Genomic DNA, 22,800 nt, shown 5'->3' on the forward strand with positions numbered 1-22,800 from the left:
TCTCGGCCCCCCGTCACCTGGTCCCCCGCCACTCGGTGCCCCGTCACTCGGTCCCCCGTCACTCGGCACCCCGCTCCAGGCGCACCAGCGCGTCGACCGCGACGCCGTCGCCCTCGCCCTTGTGCCCGGGCTCCGGGCCGACCGTCCGGTGCACCCGTTCGGCCCGGACGGTGCGCAGGCCGCGGTCCGCGAGGTCGGCGAGGACGTCCTCCGGGGTGAACAGCACGGCCGGGTCCTGCGGGCCGCCGACGCCCTCGGTGAGGTTGCTCAGGTCGTGCCCGACCACCAGCAGGGTGCCGCCGGGAGCGAGCGCGGCGGCGGCGCGGCGCAGCGCGGCCCGCCGGTCCCGGGCGGGGACCTGGAGGTAGGCGACCAGGATCAGGTCGTAGCCGGCGGCGGGGGCCTCGAAGGTGCGGGCGTCGCCGTGCCGCCAGGTGAGCCGGTCGGCGACCTCGTCGGGCAGGTCGGCGGTGAGCCGCTCGGCACGTTCCAGGGCGACGGCGGAGTAGTCCAGCCCGGTGACCTCCCAGCCCCGGCCGGCCAGCCAGATAGCGTTGCGGCCTTCGCCGGCGGCCAGGTCGAGGGCGTGGCCGGGGGCGTGGGCCGGGGTGAGGCCGGTCAGTTCGCGGACCACCCAGCGGTTGGGCTCGGCGCCCCACACCAGCTCGGTCGCGGCGTAGCGGTCGTCCCAGTCCTGGCTGTCCATCGCGAGTCCTCCGTTCGGCGGGCCTGCTCCGCAGCGGTCAACCTACCGGGCCCGGGCGTCGGCGGCCCGGAACGGTCCAGCGGGCGGACACCCTTGACGGCGAATATTGGTCCAGTCCAATCTGTGATGTCGTGACGCGAGCGGGTCAGCCGGCCCGCCGCGTCCGCCGTCCGTACGTCGGCACGCTCCACCTGCCCGCGCGCCCCCACAGCGCCCGGGCGGCTCCCCCGGCCCACCCCGGGCCACGCACCGCCGGAACCCCCACACATCCGGAGGACAACCGCATGCACGACCGCGTCATGCCCGCACGGCCCGCCCAGGCCGCCGGGCACCGGACCGCCCCGCGCAGACGGGCCATGGCCCTGGCCCTCGCCGCCACGCTCAGCACCAGCGGCGCCGCCCTCGCCCTGACCCTCAGCCCCGCCTCGGCCGCCCCGGTGAACCTGCTGGCCAACGGCGACTTCGAGGCCGGCACCCTGACCGGCTGGACCTGCGCCAACGGCTCCGTCGTCACCACCCCGGTGCACGGCGGGAGTTACGCGCTCAGCGGCGCGGCCTCGGCCTCCGACACCGCGCAGTGCCAGCAGACCGTCACCGTCCAGCCGAACACCACGTACACCCTGTCCGGCTTCGTCCAGGGCAGCTACGTCTACCTCGGCGCCACCGGGACGGGCGTCAACTCCTCGGTCTGGACGCCCGGCGGCACCGGCTGGAACCAGCTGAGCACCACCTTCACCACCGGCGCCACCACCACCTCGGTGACGGTCTTCACCCACGGCTGGTACGGCACCGGCGCCTACTACGCCGACGACCTCAGCCTGACCGGCCCGGCCGGGCCCACCTCCACCGGCAGCCCGACGGCCACCAGCAGCCCGACCGCGAGCGGCAGCCCGACGGCCTCCACCAGCCCGACCGCGTCCAGCAGTCCGACCGCGTCCGGCAGCCCCACCGCGAGCGGCAGTCCGACGGCCAGCGGCAGCCCCACCGCGTCCGGCAGCCCGACCGCGACGGCCACCGCCAGCGGCCCGGCGGGGGACGGCAAGGTCACCACGCCCACCGGCGTCGCCGTCACCAAGGTCACCGCGGGCGCCGTGGTGCTCACCTGGCAGCCCTCCACCCTGACCACCGGCGACGGCCCGATCGCCTACAAGGTGTGGTCCAACGGCCAGCTGGTCGCCACCTCGATGGGCACCTCCGTCGCCGTCAGCTCGCTGCTGCCCGGCAAGGCGTACACCTTCAGCGTCCAGGGCTACTCCGGCTCCCACGCCTCCGCCCAGTCCGCCGCGGTGAGCACCACGACGGCCGCCGCCCCCGCGCAACAGCCCGTCCGCTCGGCCTACTTCGACCAGTGGGGCGTCTACGAGAACGCGTACTACCCGAAGAACGTCGACACCAGCGGCGCCGCTGGCAAGCTGGACGTCATCCACTACGCGTTCGCCAACATCGACCCCACCAAGCTCACCTGCTTCCAGGCGGTGAAGGCCTCCGACTCGACCAACGAGAACAACCCCAACGCCGGTGACGGCGCGGGCGACGCCTACGCCGACTACCAGTCCGACTACAACTCCGGCACCAGCGTGGACGGCAGCAGCGACACCTGGGAGCAGCCGCTCAAGGGCAACTTCAACCAGCTGCGCCAGCTCAAGGCCAAGTACCCGAACCTGCGGTTCACCATCTCGATCGGCGGCTGGACGTACTCCAAGTACTTCTCCGACGCGGCCGCCACCGACGCCTCCCGGAAGACCTTCGTCTCCTCCTGCGTCGACATGTTCCTCAAGGGGAACCTGCCGACCGGCGTCGCGGGCGACGCCTCCGGCGGCGCGGCCACGGCGGCCGGCATCTTCGACGGCGTCGACCTCGACTGGGAGTACCCGGGCTCGGCCGGCGGCCACACCGGCAACCACTACTCCCCCGCCGACAAGCAGAACTTCACCCTCCTGCTCAAGGAGTTCCGCACCCAACTGGACGCGCTCGGCTCCGCCCAGGGCAAGCGCTACCTGCTGTCCGCCGCCCTGCCCAGCGGCCAGGACAAGATCGCCCAGCTGGAGACCGACAAGATCGGCAACTACCTCGACTACGCCGACGTCATGTCCTACGACATGCACGGCGCCTGGGACGCCAAGGGCCCGACCAACCACCAGGACCCGCTGCACGACAGCCCGGCCGACCCGACCACGCCGATCACCCCCGGCACCCGCAAGTACAACGTCGACACCATGCTCGCCGCGTACACCACCGGCCTGCCCGAGTACGGCATCCCCGGCGGCTTCCCGGCCAACAAGCTGGTGCTCGGCATCCCGTTCTACTGGCGTGGCTGGACAGGCGTCCCGGCCGGCTCCAACTACGGCCTGTACCAGAGCGCGACCGGCCCGACGGCCGCCAAGCCGCTGAGCCAGGAGGCCGGACTGGCCGCCTGGAAGGAGCTCAACCCGACCGCCGCCACCACCCACTGGGACCCGGTCACCGAGAGCAGCTGGGTCTACGACGGCACCAACTTCTGGACCGGCGACACCCCGCAGGCCATCCAGGCGCGCGGGGCCTACACCAAGAGCAAGGGCCTCGGCGGCCTGTTCGCCTTCTCCCTGGAGAACGACGACGCCTCCGGCACGCTGCTCAACTCCATGGACGGCAGCCTGCGCTGACGTCCGGCACGCCGGTGGGCCCGCGCGGATCTCCGCGCGGGCCCACCCGCTTCGGCGAGGTTCGGCGGGCCCTGCTCAGCCCTTGAGCCCGAGGGAGGGGAACAGGTCGACGAACGGCTGGGTGGTCACCGAGACGCTCCGGCCGAACGGATCGTCGAAGTCCCAGATCATGAACAGCAGGAACGCGATCAGCGCGCTGAAGCAGCCCGCCAGGATCAACTCCCGCGGCGTGCGCCGGATCTGCAGCGCGAACAGCATGCCGACGGTCACCACGGCACCGGTGATCAGGCCGAACCAGACGACCCCGGGCATGGTCGGCCCGGCGTTCTGCCCGCGCGAGTTGCGGGCGTCGTCGGCCTGGCTGATCCGGTCCATGATCGGCTGGTAGGACTGCGACTCCAGCTCGGAGGCCGGCGGCCGGGTGGCGACGTCCACCCGCAGCTTGTCCAGCAGTTCGGTGCCCTTGTCGGAGATCTCGCCGTTCTTGCGCATGTAGTCCCACTCGACCTTCACCACGTACGAGACGTAGGCGTCCACGTCGGCCCGGACCTGGTCGCGGAACTCGGCCGGGTAGACCACCGCCCGGTCGCTCACCTCCTGCAACGACTGCGCCTCCCGGAACAGGTCGTCCTGGGCGGCGCCGCGCGCCTCCCAGACACCCGCGAGGGCGAGGCCGAGGACGATCGCGTAGACCACGCCGATCATCATCGTGATGTAGTCGATGACGTCCGGGGTCTCGTCGACGTTCTTCTCGGTGCCCACCCGGCGGTGCCGCAACACCACCACCGCCACCACGACGGCACAGGCCGCCGCCATCGCGATGGCCAACGCCAACCATTCGGACATGGGAACTCCCTTCTCTGGCTCGGCTTGTGACGGAACAAAGGATCGGGGCCGGCCCCGGGCCGGGCAGGTCGGGCTCCAGGGCCGGACCGGGGGCCGGGGCGGGCCGCCTCGGTGGGGCGGTCAGGACCGCCCGGAACGGCCGCGTCCACGGCCCGGGCGCAGGGCCGCCGCCGCCAGGATGGCGGGCACCGTGACCAGCAGCATGGTGGTCGTCGCCGGGGCGTTGTGGTGGTGCTGCGGCGGGGCCGGCGGCTGCGCCGCCCGCACGTGGTACACGGGCTGCGCCGCCGGGGTCGGCCACAGCGGGCTCGGGCGCACCGGGCTCGGCGCGTCCGGGCTGGGGGCCACCGGGTCCGGTGGGGGCGCCGGTGCTGCCGGGGCCGGCGCCGGGGGTGCGGGCGGGTTCGGCGCGGGCGGCGGAGGGGGCGCAGGTGCCGTCGGCGGCGGGGTGGGCCCAGGTGTCCTGCTGGGAGCCGGCGTTGTCGGCGCGGGGGTCGGCGACTGCGTGGGGACGGGTGCCGGAGTCGGACTGGGCTTCGACGTCGGCGAAGGCGTCGGCGTGGCACTCGGCGTCGGGGTCGCCGTCGGGCTGGGCGTGCGGGTGGGGCTCGACGTCGGGGTCGGCGTGGGCGTGGGGCTCGGGCAGGGGTGCGGGTGGTGATGGTGGTGGTGCCACCAGTCCCCGTGCCACCAGTCCCCGTGCCACCAGTCCCCGTCGTGGCCCCCGTACCCCCCGTACCCGCCGTGCTCGTCGTCCGGGCGGCCGGGCTGCCGACGGACCCCCGTGGTGTCCGAGGGCCGTGGTGAGGCCGGTCCGGGCACGGCCTTCGGCGTGCGGCACGGGTGGTGCCGGTGCGGGAGCCCGGGCCCCTGGTGCCGTGCGTCGGCCGTCGGGACGACGGTGACGCCGACCTGGACGTCCACGTCGACCCCGACGTTCACGTCCCCGCCCGGCCCGACCTGCACCGACACGTCCGTCGCGGTGCAGACGCAGGAGTCGACGGTCGTGCCGTGCTGCTGCTCCCCGCCGTGGTGTTCGGTGCCGGACGCCGAGGCGCCGCCGACCAGGGCGCACATCGCGACCACGCCGACCGCGGCGCCGATCAGCCTGGTCCGCCGACCGGAGGCCGCACCCCCACCGCCGTCCAGCGATATCCGTCGGGACTGCCGGCGCTGCGGCATGGGCTCCACTCACCTCTCGGGTCGCCGGGGACGGGATCAGAACAGGACGATCCGCCCGGCCCGCAGGAGGACGCGGGCAGGCGTGATCAGACGTGATGAGGCACGATCAGGCGGACGGCCCGCCTTCCGGGGGCGGGCCGTCCGTCATCAGGTCAAACGATCTTCGGGCCGACCGGTTACGGCCCGGCCCCGTTGTCGGCCGTCCTCAGTGGCGGCGGTGCGCGATCTCGACGTTCTCCAGGACGCCGACCGCGTCCGGCACCAGGATCGCGGCCGAGTAGTAGGCGCTGACCAGGTAGGAGATGATCGCCTTCTCGTCGATGCCCATGAAGCGGACGGACAGCGACGGCTGGTACTCGTCCGGGATGCCGTTCTGGTGCAGGCCGATGACGCCCTGGTTGTCCTCACCGGTACGGATCACCAGGATGGAGCTGGTGTTCTCCTTGGTGATCGGGATCTTGTTGCACGGCAGGATCGGCACCCCGCGCCAGGCCGGCACCTGCTGCCCGCCGAGGTCGACGTGGTGGGGGTACAGGCCGCGGGCGTTGAACTCGCGGCCGATCGCGGCGATCGTCCGCGGGTGGGCGAGCAGGTAGTCGGGGTCGCGGCGGCGGTTGAGCAGCTCGTCCAGGTCGTCCGGAGTGGGCGGGCCGGAGTGGGTCTGGATCCGCTGGTCGAAGTCGGCGTTGTTGAGCAGGCCGAACTCCGGGTTGTTGACCAGCTCGTGCTCCTGGCGCTCGCGCAGCGCCTCGATGGTCAGCCGGAGCTGGTGCTCGATCTGGTTCATCGGCTCGTTGTACAGGTCGGCGACGCGGGTGTGGACCTTGAGGATGGTCTGCGCGACGCTCAGCTCGTACTCGCGGGGCTTGAGCTCGTAGTCCACGAAGGCGCCGGGCAGCTCGAACTCACCGTGGTGGCCGGCCGACATGGCGATCTCGGCCTCGCCGCGCTCGTTCTGGGCCTGCTGCGGCAGGGCCAGGAACCCGAGCAGGTGCTCCTGGAGGCTCGGCGAGTTGTCCCGGATGGCGGCGAAGTCGCGGCGGGTCAGCGTGAGCGCGACGCCGGCGGTGGCGGTCGTGGCGGTGAACTCCCAGACGGCGTCCGGGTTCAGCAGGGCGTCGTCGCCGAAGCGGTCGCCGTCGCCGGCCACGCCGACCACGGTGTCGTCGCCGTACTTGCCGGTGCCGATCTTGTTGACCTTGCCGTGCGCGATCAGGAAGATCCGGTCGGCGGCCCCGCCCTGGGTGGTGAGCACCTCACCGGGGCCGAAGTCGCGCTGCTCGCAGCGGTCGGCGAGGGCGGTCAGCACCTCCTCGTCCTCGAAGCCGCGCAGCAGGGCGAGCTCACCCAGCTCGGCGGGGATCACCCGGACCTGGGAGCCGGTCTTGATGAACTCGACCACACCGTTGCCGACGGTGTAGGTGAGCCGTCGGTTGACACGGTAGGCACCGCCGGCGGCCTGTACCCAGGGAAGCACCTTGAGCAGCCAGCGGGAGGTGATCTCCTGCATCTGCGGTGCGGACTTGGTCGTGGTGGCGAGGTTGCGGGCAGCGGCCGTCGTGAGGCTGGACTGCTGCGGGACCTGCGCTGTCTCCGGGCTCGTGTCCACGGGCATCGGCAGGGGTCTCCATTCATCTGGTCGGATCACGCGGTCGGGGTCGGACGGCGACGGGGTCGCCCCGATCCACCCCGACTGATGCCATGACGGCTCATCAGACACGCGTATCGATGGGGGTGTTGGCGATTCATCGCGATCACGGCCACCGTCTCCCGGCGGCCCATCGGGAACCCTAGATCACCAGCGCCCGACCGGGCCCGCGCGGAGGCCGACTACCCCCCGATAGGGTGAATCTGAAGCAGTCCCATTCCGCTCGGGCCCCGGGTCGCGAGAACATCCGTTCCCCGCCGCGGATCCCGCGCGACCGACCCCCGCGCGCGGACAAGCGGACAGGCGGCGTACCTCCCGTACGACATCGGCGGGAGCGGGTCGGCGACGGGGGGCCGGCACAACGGGGCCGACGCAACGGGGCCGGTCAGCTGCGCCCCGACCATGGGAGCCGGCCCGCCACCGGGATCCGGGCACGCGAACGGCCCGTCAGGTGCCGGGACGGGGGCGGCCGGCACCTGACGGGGGATCGGGGATGCGCAGTGGGGGTGCGACGGGGAAGCGGCGAGGGAGCGCCGGTCGGGCGATGCGTCAGGCGCAGGCGATCTGGCTGCCGGGGATGCCGACGATGCCGGAGTTCTTGGCCTCGCCCCCCTTGTACTCGTAGTACAGGTAGGAGTAGAAGTCGATCCTGGTCGCCGCGCCGCAGGTCGAGTCCGGCGCCACGGTATAGGTGACCGTGAAGCTGCTCGTGGCACCGGGGGCGAGCGGCACGTTGTACCGGGCGATCCCGCCGTGGACGTTGTCGCTGCAGCCGTTGGTCTGGGTGCCGCAGGCCGTGGCGGTGAACTTGAGGCCGCTCTCCAGACTGGTCTGGTAGGTCGGCTGAACGCTCTGGTACACGAACTGGATCGGCGTGTCGTACGGGTTGCTGAGCGTCAGGGTCAGGGTGAACTCGCCGCCCCGGACGGTCGTTTGCCGGTCGGAGACGGCCGTGAACGGCAGCGGGGTGTCGGCCTGGGCGGGTGTGGCGGAGAGGAGCAGACCGACGGCGAGGGCCGGGCACGCGGCGAGGGCGACGCGGCTCAAATGTGTTCTGCGCATGACCAAGGAGCGTAGGGCGCGGTACCGGTTCCGTTGCCCCGCTCCGCCCCGGTCCGTACCGACGCACGAGTCGGGGGCGGACACCGTGGACCACCCCGGCCGCGTTCCGCCCCCACTCCCCCGCCCGGGGCCCTATGCTTCGCCCGCCGCCCCGGACGGCCACCCGGAGCCGGTCGCCCGGCAGGCCGGTGCCGGTCCGGCCGCCCCGGGCCCGGCTGGTTCAGGCGGGCGGCGGCAGGATGTCGCAGAGCGCGGCGAGCGCCGCCGGGTAGGCGTGGTCGGGCGGCGCGGCGTAGCCCACGACCAGGCCGTCCATGGCCGGCATGGCCTCCGGGCCGATCCCCGGGTGCCGGTAGTCGGCGAGCCCGTCCAGGCCCAGGCCCCGGCGGGCGGCGGCCTGGAGCACCGCGTGCTCGGTGCCGGGCTCCAGCCGCAGGACGGCGTGCAGGCCGGCCGCGACGCCGGAGACCCCGATGTGCGGGGCGCTCGCCGCCAGCGCGGCCACCAGCTGGTCGCGGCGCTCCCGGTAGCGGCGGCGCATCCGCCGCACGTGCCGGTCGTAGCCGCCGGAGTCGATCAGCTCGGCGAGGGTCAGCTGGTCCAACGCGCTGGCCCAGCCCTCGCGTTCGCCCTTGGCGGCGAGCACCCGGTCGACCAGGTGGTCCGGCAGCACCATCCAGCCGAGCCGCAGCGCCGGTGACAGGCTCTTGCTGACCGAGCCGAGGTAGACCACCCGCTCGGGGTCGAGCCCCTGGACGGCGCCGACCGGCTGGCGGTCGTAGCGGAACTCGCCGTCGTAGTCGTCCTCCAGCAGCAGGCCGCCGCGCCCGCGCGCCCAGTCGACCACGGCGGCGCGGCGGCCGGCGTGCAGCGGTCCGCCGGTCGGGAACTGGTGGGCGGGGGTGAGCAGGGCCGTCCGGACGTCCTGACGGTGCGCCAACCCGCCGAGCCTGGCGCCGTGTTCGTCGACCGGAAGGGGCACGGTGGCGACCCCGGCGGCGGCCAGCAGCCCGCGATGGAACCCCAGCCCGTACGCCTCGACGGCCAGCGGCCCGGTCGACTCGGGCGGCAGGGCGGGTGCCCCGCCGGCGAACAGCAGCCGCAGCGCGTGGGCGAAGCCCGAGCAGACCACGATCCGGTCCGGGTCGGTGCGCACCCCGCGGACGCGGGCCAGGTAGTCGGCGAGGACGGTGCGCAGTTCGCGCCGACCCTGCGGATCGCCGGGCCCGAAGGCCTCGTTGGGCGCCGCGGTCAGGGCCCGGCGGGCGGCGGCCAGCCAGGAGGTGCGCGGGAAGGACGCGGCGTCCGGCCGGCCCTGACGCAGGTCGTGGACGGGCCCCGGCCGCGCGGAGGGCCGGGGGGACGGGCTCGGCGGGACGGGCTCGGCCCGCTCGGCGACGGCGGTGCCGGAACCCTGACGCGCGGTCAGCCAGCCCTCCGCGACGAGTTCGGCGTACGCCTCGGCGGCGGTGTTGCGGGCCAGCCCGAGGTCGGCGGCGAGCGCGCGGTACGGCGGCAGTCGGGTGCCGGGGGCGAGCCGGCCGCTGCGGATCGCCTCGCGCAGGGCCGCCATCAGCGCGGCACGGCGGCCCCCGACGGCGGGGAGGTCGAGGTGCAGGTCGCTGCCGGTCGGGTGGGCGGGCCCGGTGGGGTGCGCGCCCGGCGTTTCCGTCATGGTCACGCACCCTACCCGCCGCCGCCCGGCCCCCTGCCGGGCGGCCCGGCCGCGCTACGGCACCACGGTGACCGGCCAGCGGCCCGCCTTCACCAGGCGGACGGCGACCGAGCCGATCACCCGGTGCCCGGCCTGCTCGGAGGCACCGACCACGACGGCGTCGGCGCGCAGTTCGTCCGCGAGCTTGGCCAGCCCCGTATAGGGGTCGCCGCGCATGGTGAGGAAGCGCCATTCCACCCGCCACACCTCCTTCACGTGGTGCTCGGCCTCGCGCAGTGCGGTCAGCAGCTCGTCGGCGATCTCCTGGGTGGTCTCCTCCACCACGGCCCCGGCCAGCGCGGTGGCCGAGCCCAGGATCGGCTGGACGTACGCGACCGCGAGGGTGGCACCCTGGCGGCGGGCCAGCCCGGCGGCGTAGGCGGTGGCGCGCCAGGAGGAGTCGGAGCCGTCCAGCCCCGCCAGGATCACCTTGGGCCCGTCCGTCCCCAGTTCGAAGCCCGCGGGGGCCGCTGCCGCCCCGGGCTCCCCGGCGCCGCCGACGGCCTCCACGTCCTCTGCATCGCTCTCGTTGCTCATGGCCCCGAGGCTATGCCCGCCACCGTGCGTGAGCGGAGGGGGCCCTCCCGGTGAGGGTTGTGGTGCGGGCCACCCGGGGCGCCGGGCGGGGCGGCGATTTCGACACCGGGGGCTGGTGGTACGTCACGCGCTGTCGACGATGTGGGCGGGCTCACACGACTTTCGGCGTGACGCAGGCCACTTCGACGGGTGGTTTGATCTTGCAAATGGTGGCAAATCGGGCCAAATCATGTCATTTCCTTGATCCTTACGCCCGGTAACGGCTCCCTGACGTGCCTAAACCTCCAAATCCTTGAAACCGCCTCAACCGCCCCCGTACCTTCGAATCCGTTGCACCAAGCACTCCGCTCCGGCCGGCTTCACCGCCCCGGAACCGGAACGGTGCCGGACCACGCGAGTGACGTGTCCCCCGAAACCAACGGCCTTCCGAGGGCCTGGTTCCGCGCGCTCGCAGCCTCCTCCGAAAGGAACCGCATGACCTTCCGTAACGAGACTGCCGCTGCCACCACCACCGCCACCCCGAAGCGCCGCAACCGCGTCCGGATGGCTCTGATGGCCGGGGCGATCACCGCCCTGCCGGTCGCCGGCCTCGTCACGGCCACCAGCGCCTCCGCCGCGCCGGCCACCGTCTGGGACAAGGTCGCCTCCTGCGAGGCCACCGGCAACTGGGCCGTCAACTCCGGCAACGGCTTCTTCGGCGGCCTGCAGTTCACCTCCAGCACCTGGGCCGCCTTCGGCGGCACCGCGTACGCCCCGCAGGCCCACCAGGCCACCAAGGAGCAGCAGATCGCCATCGGCGAGAAGGTCCTCGCCGCCCAGGGCCCCGGCGCCTGGCCGATCTGCTCCGTCAAGGCCGGCCTGGGCAAGTAGTCCCCACCCCCCCGGCCCGCCTGTCCCGGGCCCCCGACGCCGCCGCACCCTCCCCGGGTGCGGCGGCGTCGTCGCGTTCCCGCCCCCTGCGGCCGACCGCACGCGCCGGCCTGCGGGCCGCGCCCACGGGCGGCGGTCGGGCTACCGGACCGGGGCCCGTTCCGGGCCGCCGCCGGGCGGGCCGGCCGCCGCCGTCACCGAGAAGTCGGTGTGCCAGTCGGGCGAGGGGCAGTCCTCCTGACCGGACACGTCCAGCGTCCCGCCGGACAGCACCTGGCCGGCGGTCGTCCCCGGATCGATCACCACGGCCGGGTCGATGAAGATCGCGTCCTGGTAGCGCGGCCCGACCCCGTAGTGGCAGGTCAGGGTCCGCGGCCCGGCGGCCGTGCAGTCGTACGGCGTCGGGCCGGTCAGCGTGGTGCGCTCCGGCACGGTGATCCGCACGTCGATCGGGTGGGTCGAGTACGACGGACCCGCGTTGTACACCCACAGCGGCAGGTCGATGGTGGCCCCGGGTGCGCCGGTGAGGTCGCCCGGCTGCGGCACCGGGTGCCCGGCCTGCCAGGCGGAGGAGGCGCCGACCATGAAGTGGGCCCGGGTGTCGGCGGTGGTGAGGCTGTACGGCGTGGTGTGGCCGGACTGGTCCGGGTCGCCCGGGTAGAAGGCCTGCACGTCACCGCTGATGGTGGTGAACGGCGGGGTGATCGGCGCGACGTACAGCGACAGCCGCTCCACGGACGTGGCCCCCGGCGCCAGGCCGGCCGGGACGGAATAGGAGCTGCCCGTCCCGAAGTACGTCAGCTCCACCGGCGGGTCGGCCGACTTCACCACGCCCGGCGGGGGCAGGTGGACGACCACCAGGGTCGGATCGGTGGTCGCCGCCGGGCCCTGGTTGGTGACGCGCAGCTCCAGGGTCCCGCTCTCGCCCGGGACCACCGGGCCCCGGGGCGGGCAAAGCTCGACGGACAGCCGCGCGGTCGCCGACCGCTCCGCGCGCGGGGCGGTGACGGCCTGGGCCGGCCAGGCCACGAGTACTAGGGAGAGCGCGGCCAGGGCGGCGGCACGCAGGGTTCGTATCATGACCATCACGCTCCCCCCGTCCGACACCCAGGGCAACCGGATGGCTGCCGTCCGTAGCGCGGCCGGCGGCGCCGTTCCGCTCCGGCACGAGACGGCCCGCTACGGCGTGCCCGGCCGGGGCGGGAGCGGCAGCGGGAGAGCGGGGAGGCCGTCGATGCTGGTGCCGACGTACTGCTTGCCCTCGCAGTAGGTGCTGAACTCCTCCTCGTCCTTGCGGCCGAAGAACTGCGCGTGCAGCTCGCGGTCGGCGCGGTAGTCCATCAGCGGGACGGCGAACCCGCAGGAGTCGCTGACCCGTTCGGCCCGCACCAGCACGATCGCACGCAGCCCTGAGCCGTCGACGGCCGGGTCGAAGCGGCCCAACAGCCCGGCGAAGCGCGGGTCGTCACGGAACACCGGCTCGCCCCGGCCGTGCACCCGCACCACCGTCGGCGGGCCGTCGAAGGCGCACCACATCAGCGTGATCCGGCCGTTCTCCCGCAGGTGGGCGATCGTCTCGGCGGTGGATCCGCCGAAGTCCAGGTAGGCGAGGGTGAGTTCGTCGATCACCACGAGCGTGCCGGAGCGGCCCTTGGGCGAGACGTTGACGTGCCCGTCGGTGGAGAGGGGCGCGGTCGCGACGAAGTAGAGGGGCTGCCGTTCGATGAACTCCCGCAGCCTGCCGTCGATGCTCTCGTACTGCTTTCCCATGCCCGCCAGTGTGCGCCCATCTCGCCTGGCAAGAAAGGATGATCCACTGGGCGAGACGGCCGCCTCGCCGGGGGCGCCACCGGGACGCCCGCAGGGCGACCGAACTCGGCGGCCCCGGTGCGCATTTGTCCAAGACGCCCGCCCCCGCCGCGCGGCACGCTCGCCACCGGCCGCCGATACTGGGAACGTGACGACGGAAACCCCCGAGACGTCCGCAGCCGGCGCAACCGGGCCCGCGGCCGCAGCCGACGAGACCGCGGACACGGCCGCCGACACCGCCGCCGGCCTGGTCGACGAAGCCGTCCGCGCCCGGCCCGCGCCCGCGCTGCGCCCGTACGTGGCCTGGTACTCCGGGTACCGCCAGCGCGGCATCCCGCCCGCCCTGCACCGCGGCCTGCCGTCCCCGTACCTGACGTTCATCCTCACCCTGGACGAGCCGCTGGTGATCGCCGGGCACCCCGACCCGGCGCAGCCGCCCGGCAGTTACCCGACGCTGCTCGGCGGCCTGCACACCGGCCCGGCGCTGATCACCCACGACGGCCGGCAGTCCGGCGTGCAGATCGCCGTGCACCCGCTGGCCGCCCGGGCGCTGTTCGGGCTGCCCGCCGGCGAGCTGGCCGGGATCGACCTCCCGGCGGAAGAGGTGCTGGGGCGGCTCGGCCCGCGCCTCCAGGAGCAGTTGCAGTCCGCGCGCACCTGGTCCGAGCGCTTCGCCGTGCTGGACGGGACGCTGTTGCGGGCCGCCCGCCCGTCCGGGCAGGTGCCGCCGGAGGTCGGCTGGGCATGGCGGGCGCTGCGGCGCAGCAACGGCGCCCTGCCGGTGGCGGCGCTGGCCCGGGAGACCGGCTGGAGCACCCGGCACCTCCAGGAGCGGTTCCGCCGGGAGACCGGTCTGACGCCGAAGGCCGCCGCCCGGGTGATCCGCTTCGACCGGGCCCGCCATCTGCTGGCCGCCTCGCCACCGCCCCGGCTCGGCGACCTGGCCGTCCGCTGCGGGTACTTCGACCAGGCGCACCTGGCCCGGGAGTTCCGCGCCCTGGCCGGGGCCGCGCCGAGCGCGTGGCTGGCGGCGGAGGGGCCGGAGGAGGCGAAGTTCCGAAACGTCCAAGGCGGGGCGGGTGCGGCGGCCGCAGAGTGGGAGGCGTAAGCAACCCGAGCCCCCCCCGAGGAGACAGCCATGGACGGCACCGCCCCCGCCCCGCAGGTCTGGCCCAGCCTGCGCGCCACCGACGCCCGGGCCCTGATCCGCTTCCTGGTCGACGCCTTCGGCTTCCAGGAGGTCGTCGCCTACGGTGAGGGCGGGTTCGTCGCCCACGCCGAACTGGCCTGGCCGGAGGGCGGCGGCGTGATGCTCGGCTCGGACCGGGAGACGCCCGAGGGCGTTGCGCCCTGCCCGGGCCGGCCTGGCGGTTTCACCGCGTACGTGGTCACCGCGGACCCGGACGGCGTGCACGACCGCGCCGTCGCCGCCGGGGCCCGGATCACCACCGCGCTCACCGAGACGGACTACGGTTCGCGCGACTTCGCCGCCGCCGACCCGGAGGGCAACCAGTGGTACTTCGGCACCTACCGGGGTGCGCCGCGGCCCGCCGCCCCCGCGCGGGGCTGAGCGGGCCCGTCTCCGACGCCGGTGGACCGGCTGCGCCCCCGCCGCCGCCCGGGCAGACTGGCTGCGGGGGCCACGCACAGGCCCACCCAGGCTCCGGGGAGCACCCATGCCGCAGCTCACGGTGGACGGGCGCACCCTCGCGCTCTCCCACCTCGACAAGGTGTACTACCCGCGCACCGGCACCCTCAAGGGCGAGGTGCTGCGCTACTACGCCGCCGTGCACGGCGCCCTGCTCCCCCACCTGCGCGACCGCCCGGTCTCCTTCCTGCGCTGCCCGGACGGCGTGGAGGCCGAGGTGTTCATCGCCAAGAACCCGCCGGCCGGCACCCCACGCTGGGTGCGCACCGTCGAGGTGCCGAGCAGCGGCGGCGACCTGCGCCAGGTGGTCCTCGACGACGGCGCCGCGCTGCTCTGGGCCGCCAACCTGGGCTGTCTGGAACTGCACGTCCCGCAGTGGCACGCGGCCGCGCCCGGGCTCGCCGACCGCCTCGTCCTGGACCTCGACCCCGGTGCGGGCGCGTCCGTCCTCACCTGCCGCACCGTCGCCGTCCTGCTGCGCGAGCGGCTCGCGGCGGACGGCCTGGCGGCGTGGGTGAAGACCTCCGGCTCCAAGGGCCTGCACCTGCTGGTCCCGATCGAGCCCACCCCCAGCACCCGGGTCTCGGCGTACGCGAAGGCGCTCGCCGCCGCCTTGGAGGGCGACCGCCCGGAGCTGGTGGTGCACACCATGGCGAAGGCCCGGCGGGCCGGCCGGGTGCTGGTCGACTGGTCGCAGAACAACGCCAGGAAGACCACCGCCGCGCCGTACACCCTCCGGGCCCGGCCGCTGCCGACCGTCTCCACCCCGCTGACCTGGGCCGAGCTGGAGCGCGCCGGCACGGCGGACGACCTGGTGTTCACCCTCGCCGAGGTGCCGGATCGCCTCGCCGCCCACGGCGACCTGTTCGCGCCGCTGCTGGACCCGGAGCGGGCCCGGCCGCTCCCCGCCGGCCCGGCGACCCGGCAGGAGCAGCCCCGCCAGGTGCTCCACCCGCCCGTCGAGGTGATGCGCCCCGCCACCGTCACCGCCGTCCCGCCCGCCGACGGCCTGGGCGGCGCGGGCGTGCAGTACGAGCTGAAGCTGGACGGCTTCCGCTGCGTCGCCTTCGCCCGCGGCGCCCGCCCGCCCGTCCTGCAGTCCCGTACCGGCCGCGACCTCGCCCCCGAGTTCCCGCCGATCGCCGCCGCCGTCGCCCGGCTGCCCGAGGGGCTGGTGCTGGACGCCGAACTCGTCGCCTGGCGGGCCGGCCGGTTCGCCTTCGGGGAACTGCTGCGCACCCGCCGGGCCCGGGCCGCCGCCCCGGACGTCGTCCTCGGCCTGATCGCCTTCGACCTGCTCGCCCTACCGGGCCGCGACCTGCGCCGGCTGCCGCTCACCGACCGTCGCCGACTGCTGCTCGCCGCGCTGGCCGACGTCCCTCCGCCGATCCAGCCGGTACTGGCCACCACCGACCGCACGGAGGCGCTGGACTGGATGGCCCGCCTCGCCGACACCGGCGTCGAGGGCCTGGTCTGCAAGGCCGCCGGCTCCCCCTACCACCCGCGCGGCGCCGGCCGCGCCTGGGTCAAGTACCGCCGCAGCGACACCCTCGACGCCACCGTCCGTGCCTTCACCGGTCCGGCCTCCCGTCCGCACGCCCTCGTCCTCGAACTCGACGACGGCCGGGTGCTCCTCAGCGCTCCCCGGCTCACCCCGGTCCAGGCCCCCGAGGTCGCCGAGGCCGTCGGTCCCCTCGCCGGCCCGCCCGTCACCGACCCCGAGCACGGCCCGGTCCACCCCCTCACCGGACCGCTGCGCGCCGAACTGACCCTCACCGGCCGCCCACCCGTCGCCGCCTTCGTCCGGCTGCGCGGCGACTGACCCCCTGCGCGGCTCGCGCCGGGCACGCCGAGAACTCCCCGGGGCGGGAAGCGGGTTCACCCCTTCCGCCGCTTCGCCGCGTGGACGAACTCGGTGACCAGGGTGTCGTTGAAGACCGGCAGGTCGGCGGGTCGGCGGCTGGTGACGAGGGGGCCGGGGCCGGCGCGGCAGACGTGCACCTCCTCGTCCACCCAGTGGGCTCCGGCGTTGCGCAGGTCGGTGCGCAGGCTCGGCCAGGAGGTGAGGGTGCGGCCGCGGACGGCGTCGGCCTCGATCAGGGTCCAGGCGGCGTGGCAGATCGCGGCGACCGGGCGGCCGGAGGCGCAGTAGGCGCGGACGAAGACCACCGCGGCCTCGTCCAGCCGTAGCGCGTCGGGGCTCGCGACGCCGCCGGGCAGGACCAGGCCGTCGAAGGCGGACGGCCGCGCCCCGGCGACGAGGAGGTCGACGGCGAAGGTGTCGCCCGGGGCTCGGTGCCGGACGGCCTGGACACGGCCGGGCCCGGTGGACAGCAACCGCGGGGTGCCGCCGGACTCGGCCACCGCCTGCCACGGCGAGGTCAGCTCGACCTGCTCCGCCCCGTACGGCGCGACCAGGAAGGCGATCGTCCGGCCGGTGAGCGTGGTGGACGGCCAGCCCATGGCTCAGCGCCGGTGCGGGTCGCAGGCGGAACCCAGGTGGACGGCGGCGGACGGGGCGGGGCTGAGCCGGGCGCGCGGGCAGTCCAGGTGGACGGTCAGCTCCAGGTGGTCGATCCGCGACACCAGACCGACCGGAACGGACAGCCGGGTGCCCGCCACCCAGGGCCCGGCGTCGATCAGCAGGTGGTCCCCGGTGTCCTGTTCGACCCGGCCGAGCGGGCCGTCGGTGGCCTGCACCTCGTACCCGGTCAGGTTCAGGTCGGCAGCGTGGTGGGGGCCCGGACGGTACTCCCACAGGTCGGTGGTCATCAGGCCTCCGGTTGGTCCCAGGGGCGGCGTTCGCGGCGCTCGTCCCGGTCGGGGGGTGCGGCACGGCGTTCGCCCCGGTCCCGGCCCGCAGCCTGGTCCCGGCCCTCACCCCGGCCCGCGGCCCGGCGGCGCAGCAGCGCCGAGGTGGCGACCGCCGCCGCCACCGAGGCCGCCCACACCAATCCGAGGGCGGTCAGCACCGCGGTGGTCGGGGTCCGCACGCCGATGCTGAGGCAGATCGCGGACATCACCAGGGCGGTCAGCACCACCCCGGCGGACAGGCGGCGCCCGACGCCGCGCAGCACGCGCCGGGCCCGGCTCGGCGGCTTGGCGCCCATCGTGCTCAACTTCCGGTCGAGGCGCGTGTCCTGGCGCAGATCGGACTCGATCTCCTCAAGGAGCCGTCGCTCCCATCCGCTCAACGCGGGTCCGTCCATCTCGGTCACCTCCGACACTTCCGGTGACGTGCTCGCACCCGGGCGGTTGCCCGGTACGGGCAGGCGCTAACCGCTCAGGGGGCCGCCGGTTGCGGCGTGTGGTGCGGCGTCGGCGGCGGCGCCCACGGGGCCGAAGGCCCGGGGCCGGGCCAGCAGGCTGTCGTCCAGGACGCGCAGCAGGGCGTCGGCGTCGCGGTGGACCTCGACCGCGCCCGCCGCCCGAAGCTCGGGGCCGGCGTCCGCACCGGCCGCCAGGGCGACGCACGGCACCCCGGCCCGCCGCGCCGCCAGCACCTCGCGCACGCTGCCGGCCACCGCCACGGCGTGCGGCGGTGTGCCGCCGACCAGTTCCAGCGCGGCCCGCACCGGGTCACGCCCGGGGGCGGTCACGGTCAGGGCCGGTGCCCCGCCCGGCCCGGGCCCGGTCAGCACGACCGTCCAGCCCCGGGCGGCGCACTCGCGCAGCAGTTCGGCGGAACCGGGCGGCGCAGGGCGCCAATCGGTACCGAAGAGAGCCGCCGAGATCACCGTCATGGCCGACCGTTTCCCTTCCCGGGCCACGCACCGTACGCGCCCTTCCAGGTTAGGCCGCTCCCCCGCCGTGCGCGCAGCCTGCGGCCCACCGGTTTCCCGGCACCGGGAGGACCCGCGCGGCGGCCGGTCGGCGAACCCGGCTACCCGGCGTCCGGGTCGGTGGCGAGGCGGGCGTGGAGGTGTTCGTCGACGTAGTCGCCGTCGCCGTAGCGGTAGGAGGCCCGGGTGGTGCCCTCGTGGCGGAAGCCGCCGCGGTCGGCGACGCGACAGGAGGCCTCGTTGCCGACCGCGTGCCAGAGCTCGATGCGGCGGGCGTCGGCGGTGGCGACGGCCCAGCGGGTGACGGCGGTGACGGCGCGGGTGGCGAGGCCCCGGCCGCGGACGGTGGGGAGCAGCCAGTAGCCGACCGTGGCGATGCCGTCCGGCTGGTCGGTCCAGCCCAGGAAGGCGTTGCCGTGGAGGGTCCCGTCGAGGGCGTCGGTGATCGCGAAGGCGGCCGCGCGCCCCTCGGCCCAGCCGGTGTCGCAGCGGTCGAGGTAGGCCTCGGCGCCGGCCGGGTCGGCGATGCGCAGCGGGTTCCAGCGGGCGATCTCCGGGTCGGCCGCGGCCGCCACCAGGGCGGGGACGGTGCCGCCGGGCACCAGGCTCGCGTCGAGCTGGTACTGCAGGCCCCAGCCGGGCTGGCCGAACCACGGGGCGATCGGGCCGGCGTGCACCTTGAAGGGCTTGACCACCTTGTAGTCGTGGTAGTTGCAGCCCGCCGGCGGGGTGCCGTCGAGGCTCTGCGGCGGGATGGAGCGGGTGGAGTAGGGCAGTCCCTCGGGGGCGAGGAAGGCGCCGTACTCGCTGCCGTAGCGGTCGATGTTCTGGTTCGGGTAGAGCGTGAGATCGAACTCGACCGGGGTGCCGTCGGGCAGGGTGACGTAGCCGTCGGACGGCGGGTAGATCCAGCCGCCGGCGCCGTTGTTGCCGGCCGGGTCGTAGTAGGTGGTGAGGAACTGCTGCTCGCTCAGGGAGCCGGTGCGCTGGTACCCGACGAGTTCCCTGCCGACCCGGCCGGTGGTGGGCAGGCCGGCGGGGCCGAGCCGCTTGTCACCCTGGTAGAAGTCGGCGGAGCACTCGTCGGAGGGCGTGGCGGCCCTGGCGGAGGTGCCCGCGGTGGCGGTGTCGGCCGCGGCGGCCGGGATGCTCGGGGCGATCAGGGCGGCGGCCGCGGCGAGTGGCGCGACGAGCAGGCGAAGGCGAAGGCGCACGGTGTCTCCGTCGTGAGGGGGGTCGCACGGAGGGGGCGTCCTGCTCACCCTCCGTGTCCGTTTCGGCACCAGGCAAGCGGATCAGCTGATCATCCGTCAACACGACTTGGCCGAAGGCGCACCGAATTCCCCGGTTCCGGCCAACCCCCGGACGCCGGACCGGTTCACCCGAAAGAATGAACGGTTCGGCACCGGCCGGACACTCCGGACGGCCGGCCCCGTCAGCGCCCCGTCAGCGCCCCGGCGCGACCCGCCCGACCAGGTGGAGCAGCCGGTCGAGGGCGTCCTTGGAATTGGGCTCGGTGAGGTTGACCATGAGCCGGAACGCCACCTTCAGCAGCGCCGGGTGGCCGAGCCCGGCGGCGCCGGCCGCGCCGAGCAGCCTGGGCCGGCCGAGCAGGTCGGCGGCGAGGCGGCCGAGCGCGAAGTAGCCGGCGTAGGCGGAGCGCAGCGCCTGCGGGTAGGCGCGCAGGGCCAGTTCGCGGCCGCGGTCGGTGCGCCGGGCGAGGGCCTGGACGATGGTCTCGGCGGCGTAGCGGCCGGATTCCATCGCGTAGGCGATGCCTTCGCCGGTACCGGGGCTGACCGTGCCGCCGGCGTCACCGATGAGCAACAGGCCGTCGGCGTAGTGGGGTTGGCGGTTGAGGCCCATCGGGAGGGCGGAGCCGCGGACGGGCTCGGTGACGGCGTCGGGGGTGTAGCCGTACGCGGGCGGCAGGTTGTCGCACCAGCGGCGGAGCAGGTCGCGCCAGTCGAGGTCGACGTGGGCGGTGTCGAGGACCCCGAGGCCGACGTTGGCGGTGCCGTCGCCCATGCCGAACACCCAGGCGTAGCCGGGCAGCAGGCGGCGGGCGGGGTCGCCCGGGTCGCGCAGGTCGAGCCAGGCCTCCAGGTAGCGGTCCTGGTGGCGGGGGGTGGTGAAGTAGGTGCGGTAGGCGACGCCCATGGCGCGGTCGGTGCGGCGGTAGCGCTTCATCGCGACGGAGAGGCGGGTGGAGTTGCCGTCGGCGGCGACCACGACCGGCGCCTGGTAGCTGACGGGCCGGCGCTCGTCGCCGAGCTTCGCGGTGACGCCGGTGATCCGGCCGCTCCGCTCGTCCACCAACGGGCCTGCCACGTTGGCCCGTTCGATCAGCCGGGCGCCGGCCGAGGCGGCCCGGCGGGCGAGCAGTTCGTCGAAGTCGGCGCGCCGGCGGACGAGCCCGTGGCCGGGGTAGGCGGACAGCTCGGGCCAGTCGAACTCCAGCGCGCGCCGGCCCGAGATCAGCCGCAGCCCCTGGTTGTGCAGCCAGCCGGCCTGCTCGGAGACGTCGATGCCGAGGTCGGTCAACTGCTTGACGGCGCGCGGGGTGAGGCCGTCGCCGCAGACCTTCTCGCGCGGGAACGCGGACTTCTCCAGCAGCAGGACGTCCAGGCCGGTGCGGGCGAGGTGGTAGGCGGCGGTGGAGCCGGCCGGGCCTGCGCCGACCACGATGACGTCGGCGTTCTCCTCGGTCCGGGCGGACCGGGGGGCCCGGCCGCCGTCTGCGGGCACCTGCTGCTCTGGGCCGGGCATCACGCACTCCCACGGGGTCGGATCGACTGCGGGCCCGACGGGGCCGCAGGGCTGCCCGGACGGACTCGGACAGGGCCATTCGGACAGGTTGTTCGGACAAGGCCATTCGGACGGGGCCATTCGGACGCGGCCGGACTCGGCGGTCCGAGACGGACGATAGAGAACCACGGCACCCGCCCGCCGCCCCGACACGCGGGCCCGCCCCGATGACCGGTCAATACCGGCCACGGGGGCGGCTGCGCGGCCACCCGCCGGGTCGGGGCCCGCCGTTGACCACCGCGCCGGAGACGGGGCCCGGCCCGTCGGCGGGCCGCCGTCCGGCACGCCCCCGGTAGACCACGGAGCCCCTGCCTCCGACGGCGGTGTCGGACGGCAGGGGCTCCGTGGAACTGCCACCGGCGGCGTCAGGGGTTGAGCGCCAGCACCACGTAGGCGGCCAGCACGGCGAGGTGCACGGCGCCCTGGAGCGGGGTGGCCCGGCGCGGGATGACCGTCAGGGTGCCGAGCACGACGGTCAGGGTCAGCAGCACCATGTGCGCCGGGCCGAGGCCGAGGACGAGCGGGCCGGAGAGCCAGGAGGAGGCGATCGCGACGGCCGGGATGGTCAGGCCGATGCTGGCGAGCGCCGAGCCGAGGGCCAGGTTGAGGCTGGTCTGCAACCGGTTGCGCAGGGCCGCGCGCAGCGCCGCGATGGTCTCCGGCAGCAGGACGAGCAGGGCGATCACGACGCCGACGACGGAGTGCGGCAGTCCGGCGTCGTCCACGGCGGACTCGATGGTCGGCGAGACGCCCTTGGCGAGGCCGACCACGGAGACCAGGGCCACGCCGAGCAGCAGCAGGCTGATCCAGGCGGCCCTGGCGGTCGGCGGCGCGGCGTGGTCCTCCTCGTCGAGCACCCGGCCCTCGGGGGTGACCGGCAGGAAGTAGTCCCGGTGCCGGAAGGTCAGGGTGGTCACGAACAGCCCGTACAGCACGATCGAGGCGGTGGCCGCGAAGACCAGCTGGGTGGTGGAGAACTGCGGGCCCGGGGAACTGGTGGTGAAGGTCGGCAGCACCAGGCTGAGGGTCGCCAGGGTGCCGATGCAGGCGAGCGCGGCGCCGGTGCCCTCGGCGTTGAAGACGGCGGTCCGGTACTTGATCGCGGCGACCAGGATGGACAGGCCGAGGATGCCGTTGCAGGTGATCATCACGGCGGCGAACACGGTGTCCCGGGCCAGGGTGGCGGACTTGGAGCCGCCGTCGGCCATCAGCGTCACGATCAGCGCGACCTCGATCACGGTGACCGCCACCGCGAGCACGAGCGATCCGAAGGGTTCCCCGACCCGGTGCGCGATCACCTCGGCGTGGTGCACGGCGGCGAGCACGGCGCCGGCCAGGAAGCAGGCGACGACGCCCACCACCCAACCGGGCAGGTCCCGGTGCCAGGTCAGGACGAGGACGACGAACGACACCACCGGAACGACGACGGTCCATTGCGCGGCGGCCACGCGGAGCTTCGTGATCATGCCGCCGAGCATCCCAGACCGGGGGACGCCCACCCGGTTGCCCGCGCCGGGATACGTAGGGATGTGGTACAACTTATCCC

At 74.7% G+C, this 22,800-nt stretch carries 21 protein-coding genes and 1 pseudogene; 6 read left to right on the top strand and 16 right to left on the bottom strand.

Annotated elements, in window-relative coordinates; translation table 11 throughout:
- Nucleotides 1-58: 58 nt before the first annotated feature.
- On the bottom strand, nucleotides 59-706 hold the full coding sequence (locus ACIO9K_RS24595; RefSeq protein WP_400333088.1) for a class I SAM-dependent methyltransferase: 648 nt from the start codon (nucleotides 704-706) through the stop codon (nucleotides 59-61).
- Nucleotides 707-990: 284 nt separating this feature from the next.
- Here ACIO9K_RS24595 and ACIO9K_RS24600 point away from each other — a divergent pair, with 284 nt between their 5' ends.
- The gene (locus ACIO9K_RS24600) at nucleotides 991-3,348 is read left to right on the top strand and encodes a glycosyl hydrolase family 18 protein (RefSeq protein ID WP_400333091.1); all 2,358 of its coding nucleotides are present in this window, start codon (nucleotides 991-993) and stop codon (nucleotides 3,346-3,348) included.
- Nucleotides 3,349-3,423: 75 nt separating this feature from the next.
- On the opposite strand, the gene ACIO9K_RS24605 is transcribed toward ACIO9K_RS24600, so the two are convergent.
- From ACIO9K_RS24605 to ACIO9K_RS24630, 6 genes are all read right to left on the bottom strand, one after another.
- Nucleotides 3,424-4,194 (bottom strand): DUF4239 domain-containing protein, encoded by a 771-nt coding sequence (locus ACIO9K_RS24605; RefSeq protein ID WP_063350621.1) that lies wholly within the window; start codon nucleotides 4,192-4,194, stop codon nucleotides 3,424-3,426.
- A gap of 120 nt (nucleotides 4,195-4,314) precedes the next feature.
- On the bottom strand, nucleotides 4,315-5,376 hold the full coding sequence (locus ACIO9K_RS24610) for a hypothetical protein (protein WP_400333094.1): 1,062 nt from the start codon (nucleotides 5,374-5,376) through the stop codon (nucleotides 4,315-4,317).
- Between the two features lie 205 nt (nucleotides 5,377-5,581).
- Nucleotides 5,582-6,991, bottom strand: a complete 1,410-nt coding sequence (locus ACIO9K_RS24615; RefSeq protein ID WP_363617289.1) for a family 2B encapsulin nanocompartment shell protein — start codon at nucleotides 6,989-6,991, stop codon at nucleotides 5,582-5,584.
- 582 nt (nucleotides 6,992-7,573) lie between these two features.
- Nucleotides 7,574-8,086, bottom strand: coding sequence for a hypothetical protein (locus ACIO9K_RS24620; protein ID WP_363617291.1), 513 nt, complete (start codon nucleotides 8,084-8,086; stop codon nucleotides 7,574-7,576).
- A gap of 220 nt (nucleotides 8,087-8,306) precedes the next feature.
- Nucleotides 8,307-9,761 carry a PLP-dependent aminotransferase family protein gene (locus ACIO9K_RS24625; protein ID WP_400333099.1) on the bottom strand — a complete coding sequence of 485 codons (1,455 nt, stop codon included), beginning with the start codon at nucleotides 9,759-9,761 and terminating at the stop codon, nucleotides 8,307-8,309.
- Nucleotides 9,762-9,815: 54 nt separating this feature from the next.
- Nucleotides 9,816-10,337: a universal stress protein gene (locus ACIO9K_RS24630; RefSeq protein ID WP_363617295.1), complete on the bottom strand. Its 522-nt coding sequence runs from the start codon at nucleotides 10,335-10,337 to the stop codon at nucleotides 9,816-9,818.
- 474 nt (nucleotides 10,338-10,811) lie between these two features.
- On the opposite strand from ACIO9K_RS24630, the gene ACIO9K_RS24635 reads away from it, so the two are divergent.
- On the top strand, nucleotides 10,812-11,207 hold the full coding sequence (locus ACIO9K_RS24635; protein WP_363617297.1) for a transglycosylase family protein: 396 nt from the start codon (nucleotides 10,812-10,814) through the stop codon (nucleotides 11,205-11,207).
- A gap of 141 nt (nucleotides 11,208-11,348) precedes the next feature.
- Here ACIO9K_RS24635 and ACIO9K_RS24640 read toward each other — a convergent pair whose 3' ends face one another.
- Both ACIO9K_RS24640 and ACIO9K_RS24645 read right to left on the bottom strand, forming a co-directional pair.
- The gene (locus tag ACIO9K_RS24640) at nucleotides 11,349-12,287 is read right to left on the bottom strand and encodes a hypothetical protein (RefSeq protein WP_400333103.1); all 939 of its coding nucleotides are present in this window, start codon (nucleotides 12,285-12,287) and stop codon (nucleotides 11,349-11,351) included.
- A gap of 99 nt (nucleotides 12,288-12,386) precedes the next feature.
- Nucleotides 12,387-12,977: a pyridoxamine 5'-phosphate oxidase family protein gene (locus ACIO9K_RS24645; protein WP_363617301.1), complete on the bottom strand. Its 591-nt coding sequence runs from the start codon at nucleotides 12,975-12,977 to the stop codon at nucleotides 12,387-12,389.
- Nucleotides 12,978-13,164: 187 nt separating this feature from the next.
- On the opposite strand from ACIO9K_RS24645, the gene ACIO9K_RS24650 reads away from it, so the two are divergent.
- From ACIO9K_RS24650 to ACIO9K_RS24665, 4 genes and pseudogenes are all read left to right on the top strand, one after another.
- Entirely contained in the window at nucleotides 13,165-14,124 is a 960-nt protein-coding gene (locus ACIO9K_RS24650; RefSeq protein ID WP_400333106.1) for a helix-turn-helix domain-containing protein, read from the top strand.
- A 30-nt stretch (nucleotides 14,125-14,154) separates the two neighbouring features.
- The gene (locus ACIO9K_RS24655; RefSeq protein WP_363617305.1) at nucleotides 14,155-14,586 is read left to right on the top strand and encodes a VOC family protein; all 432 of its coding nucleotides are present in this window, start codon (nucleotides 14,155-14,157) and stop codon (nucleotides 14,584-14,586) included.
- 106 nt (nucleotides 14,587-14,692) lie between these two features.
- Nucleotides 14,693-15,571: pseudogene (gene ligD / locus ACIO9K_RS24660) on the top strand (non-homologous end-joining DNA ligase); the annotation flags it as partial.
- Between the two features lie 60 nt (nucleotides 15,572-15,631).
- Complete coding sequence (locus ACIO9K_RS24665) at nucleotides 15,632-16,486, top strand: DNA ligase (RefSeq protein WP_400333140.1); 855 nt, start codon at nucleotides 15,632-15,634, stop codon at nucleotides 16,484-16,486.
- A 56-nt stretch (nucleotides 16,487-16,542) separates the two neighbouring features.
- On the opposite strand, the gene ACIO9K_RS24670 is transcribed toward ACIO9K_RS24665, so the two are convergent.
- The 7 genes from ACIO9K_RS24670 to ACIO9K_RS24700 form a co-directional block, all read right to left on the bottom strand.
- Entirely contained in the window at nucleotides 16,543-17,127 is a 585-nt protein-coding gene (locus ACIO9K_RS24670; RefSeq protein WP_363587443.1) for a type 1 glutamine amidotransferase domain-containing protein, read from the bottom strand.
- A 3-nt stretch (nucleotides 17,128-17,130) separates the two neighbouring features.
- Complete coding sequence (locus tag ACIO9K_RS24675; RefSeq protein ID WP_363617307.1) at nucleotides 17,131-17,436, bottom strand: PRC-barrel domain containing protein; 306 nt, start codon at nucleotides 17,434-17,436, stop codon at nucleotides 17,131-17,133.
- Nucleotides 17,436-17,873 (bottom strand): hypothetical protein, encoded by a 438-nt coding sequence (locus tag ACIO9K_RS24680; protein ID WP_363617309.1) that lies wholly within the window; start codon nucleotides 17,871-17,873, stop codon nucleotides 17,436-17,438. The genes ACIO9K_RS24675 and ACIO9K_RS24680 overlap by 1 nt, the downstream gene beginning before the upstream one ends.
- Before the next feature lie 66 nt (nucleotides 17,874-17,939).
- Nucleotides 17,940-18,407: an HAD family hydrolase gene (locus ACIO9K_RS24685; protein ID WP_400333111.1), complete on the bottom strand. Its 468-nt coding sequence runs from the start codon at nucleotides 18,405-18,407 to the stop codon at nucleotides 17,940-17,942.
- A gap of 140 nt (nucleotides 18,408-18,547) precedes the next feature.
- Complete coding sequence (locus tag ACIO9K_RS24690) at nucleotides 18,548-19,660, bottom strand: GNAT family N-acetyltransferase (protein ID WP_400333114.1); 1,113 nt, start codon at nucleotides 19,658-19,660, stop codon at nucleotides 18,548-18,550.
- Between the two features lie 232 nt (nucleotides 19,661-19,892).
- The gene (locus ACIO9K_RS24695; RefSeq protein ID WP_400333117.1) at nucleotides 19,893-21,215 is read right to left on the bottom strand and encodes a geranylgeranyl reductase family protein; all 1,323 of its coding nucleotides are present in this window, start codon (nucleotides 21,213-21,215) and stop codon (nucleotides 19,893-19,895) included.
- Nucleotides 21,216-21,619: 404 nt separating this feature from the next.
- Nucleotides 21,620-22,720: an ionic transporter y4hA gene (locus tag ACIO9K_RS24700; RefSeq protein ID WP_363617315.1), complete on the bottom strand. Its 1,101-nt coding sequence runs from the start codon at nucleotides 22,718-22,720 to the stop codon at nucleotides 21,620-21,622.
- Nucleotides 22,721-22,800: the final 80 nt, after the last annotated feature.

Source organism: Kitasatospora sp. NPDC087271 (assembly GCF_044744605.1).
GTDB lineage: Bacteria > Actinomycetota > Actinomycetes > Streptomycetales > Streptomycetaceae > Kitasatospora.

Excerpts from the sequence above, each read along its gene's own strand:
- ACIO9K_RS24595 (WP_400333088.1), bottom strand. The coding sequence starts at position 706 with ATGGACAGCCAGGACTGGGACGACCGCTACGCCGCGACCGAGCTGGTG.
- ACIO9K_RS24600 (WP_400333091.1), top strand. The coding sequence starts at position 991 with ATGCACGACCGCGTCATGCCCGCACGGCCCGCCCAGGCCGCCGGGCAC.
- ACIO9K_RS24605 (WP_063350621.1), bottom strand. The coding sequence starts at position 4,194 with ATGTCCGAATGGTTGGCGTTGGCCATCGCGATGGCGGCGGCCTGTGCC.
- ACIO9K_RS24610 (WP_400333094.1), bottom strand. The coding sequence starts at position 5,376 with ATGCCGCAGCGCCGGCAGTCCCGACGGATATCGCTGGACGGCGGTGGG.
- ACIO9K_RS24615 (WP_363617289.1), bottom strand. The coding sequence starts at position 6,991 with ATGCCCGTGGACACGAGCCCGGAGACAGCGCAGGTCCCGCAGCAGTCC.
- ACIO9K_RS24620 (WP_363617291.1), bottom strand. The coding sequence starts at position 8,086 with ATGCGCAGAACACATTTGAGCCGCGTCGCCCTCGCCGCGTGCCCGGCC.
- ACIO9K_RS24625 (WP_400333099.1), bottom strand. The coding sequence starts at position 9,761 with ATGACGGAAACGCCGGGCGCGCACCCCACCGGGCCCGCCCACCCGACC.
- ACIO9K_RS24630 (WP_363617295.1), bottom strand. The coding sequence starts at position 10,337 with ATGAGCAACGAGAGCGATGCAGAGGACGTGGAGGCCGTCGGCGGCGCC.
- ACIO9K_RS24635 (WP_363617297.1), top strand. The coding sequence starts at position 10,812 with ATGACCTTCCGTAACGAGACTGCCGCTGCCACCACCACCGCCACCCCG.
- ACIO9K_RS24640 (WP_400333103.1), bottom strand. The coding sequence starts at position 12,287 with ATGATACGAACCCTGCGTGCCGCCGCCCTGGCCGCGCTCTCCCTAGTA.
- ACIO9K_RS24645 (WP_363617301.1), bottom strand. The coding sequence starts at position 12,977 with ATGGGAAAGCAGTACGAGAGCATCGACGGCAGGCTGCGGGAGTTCATC.
- ACIO9K_RS24655 (WP_363617305.1), top strand. The coding sequence starts at position 14,155 with ATGGACGGCACCGCCCCCGCCCCGCAGGTCTGGCCCAGCCTGCGCGCC.
- ACIO9K_RS24665 (WP_400333140.1), top strand. The coding sequence starts at position 15,632 with ATGCGCCCCGCCACCGTCACCGCCGTCCCGCCCGCCGACGGCCTGGGC.
- ACIO9K_RS24670 (WP_363587443.1), bottom strand. The coding sequence starts at position 17,127 with ATGGGCTGGCCGTCCACCACGCTCACCGGCCGGACGATCGCCTTCCTG.
- ACIO9K_RS24675 (WP_363617307.1), bottom strand. The coding sequence starts at position 17,436 with ATGACCACCGACCTGTGGGAGTACCGTCCGGGCCCCCACCACGCTGCC.
- ACIO9K_RS24680 (WP_363617309.1), bottom strand. The coding sequence starts at position 17,873 with ATGGACGGACCCGCGTTGAGCGGATGGGAGCGACGGCTCCTTGAGGAG.
- ACIO9K_RS24685 (WP_400333111.1), bottom strand. The coding sequence starts at position 18,407 with ATGACGGTGATCTCGGCGGCTCTCTTCGGTACCGATTGGCGCCCTGCG.
- ACIO9K_RS24695 (WP_400333117.1), bottom strand. The coding sequence starts at position 21,215 with ATGCCCGGCCCAGAGCAGCAGGTGCCCGCAGACGGCGGCCGGGCCCCC.
- ACIO9K_RS24700 (WP_363617315.1), bottom strand. The coding sequence starts at position 22,720 with ATGATCACGAAGCTCCGCGTGGCCGCCGCGCAATGGACCGTCGTCGTT.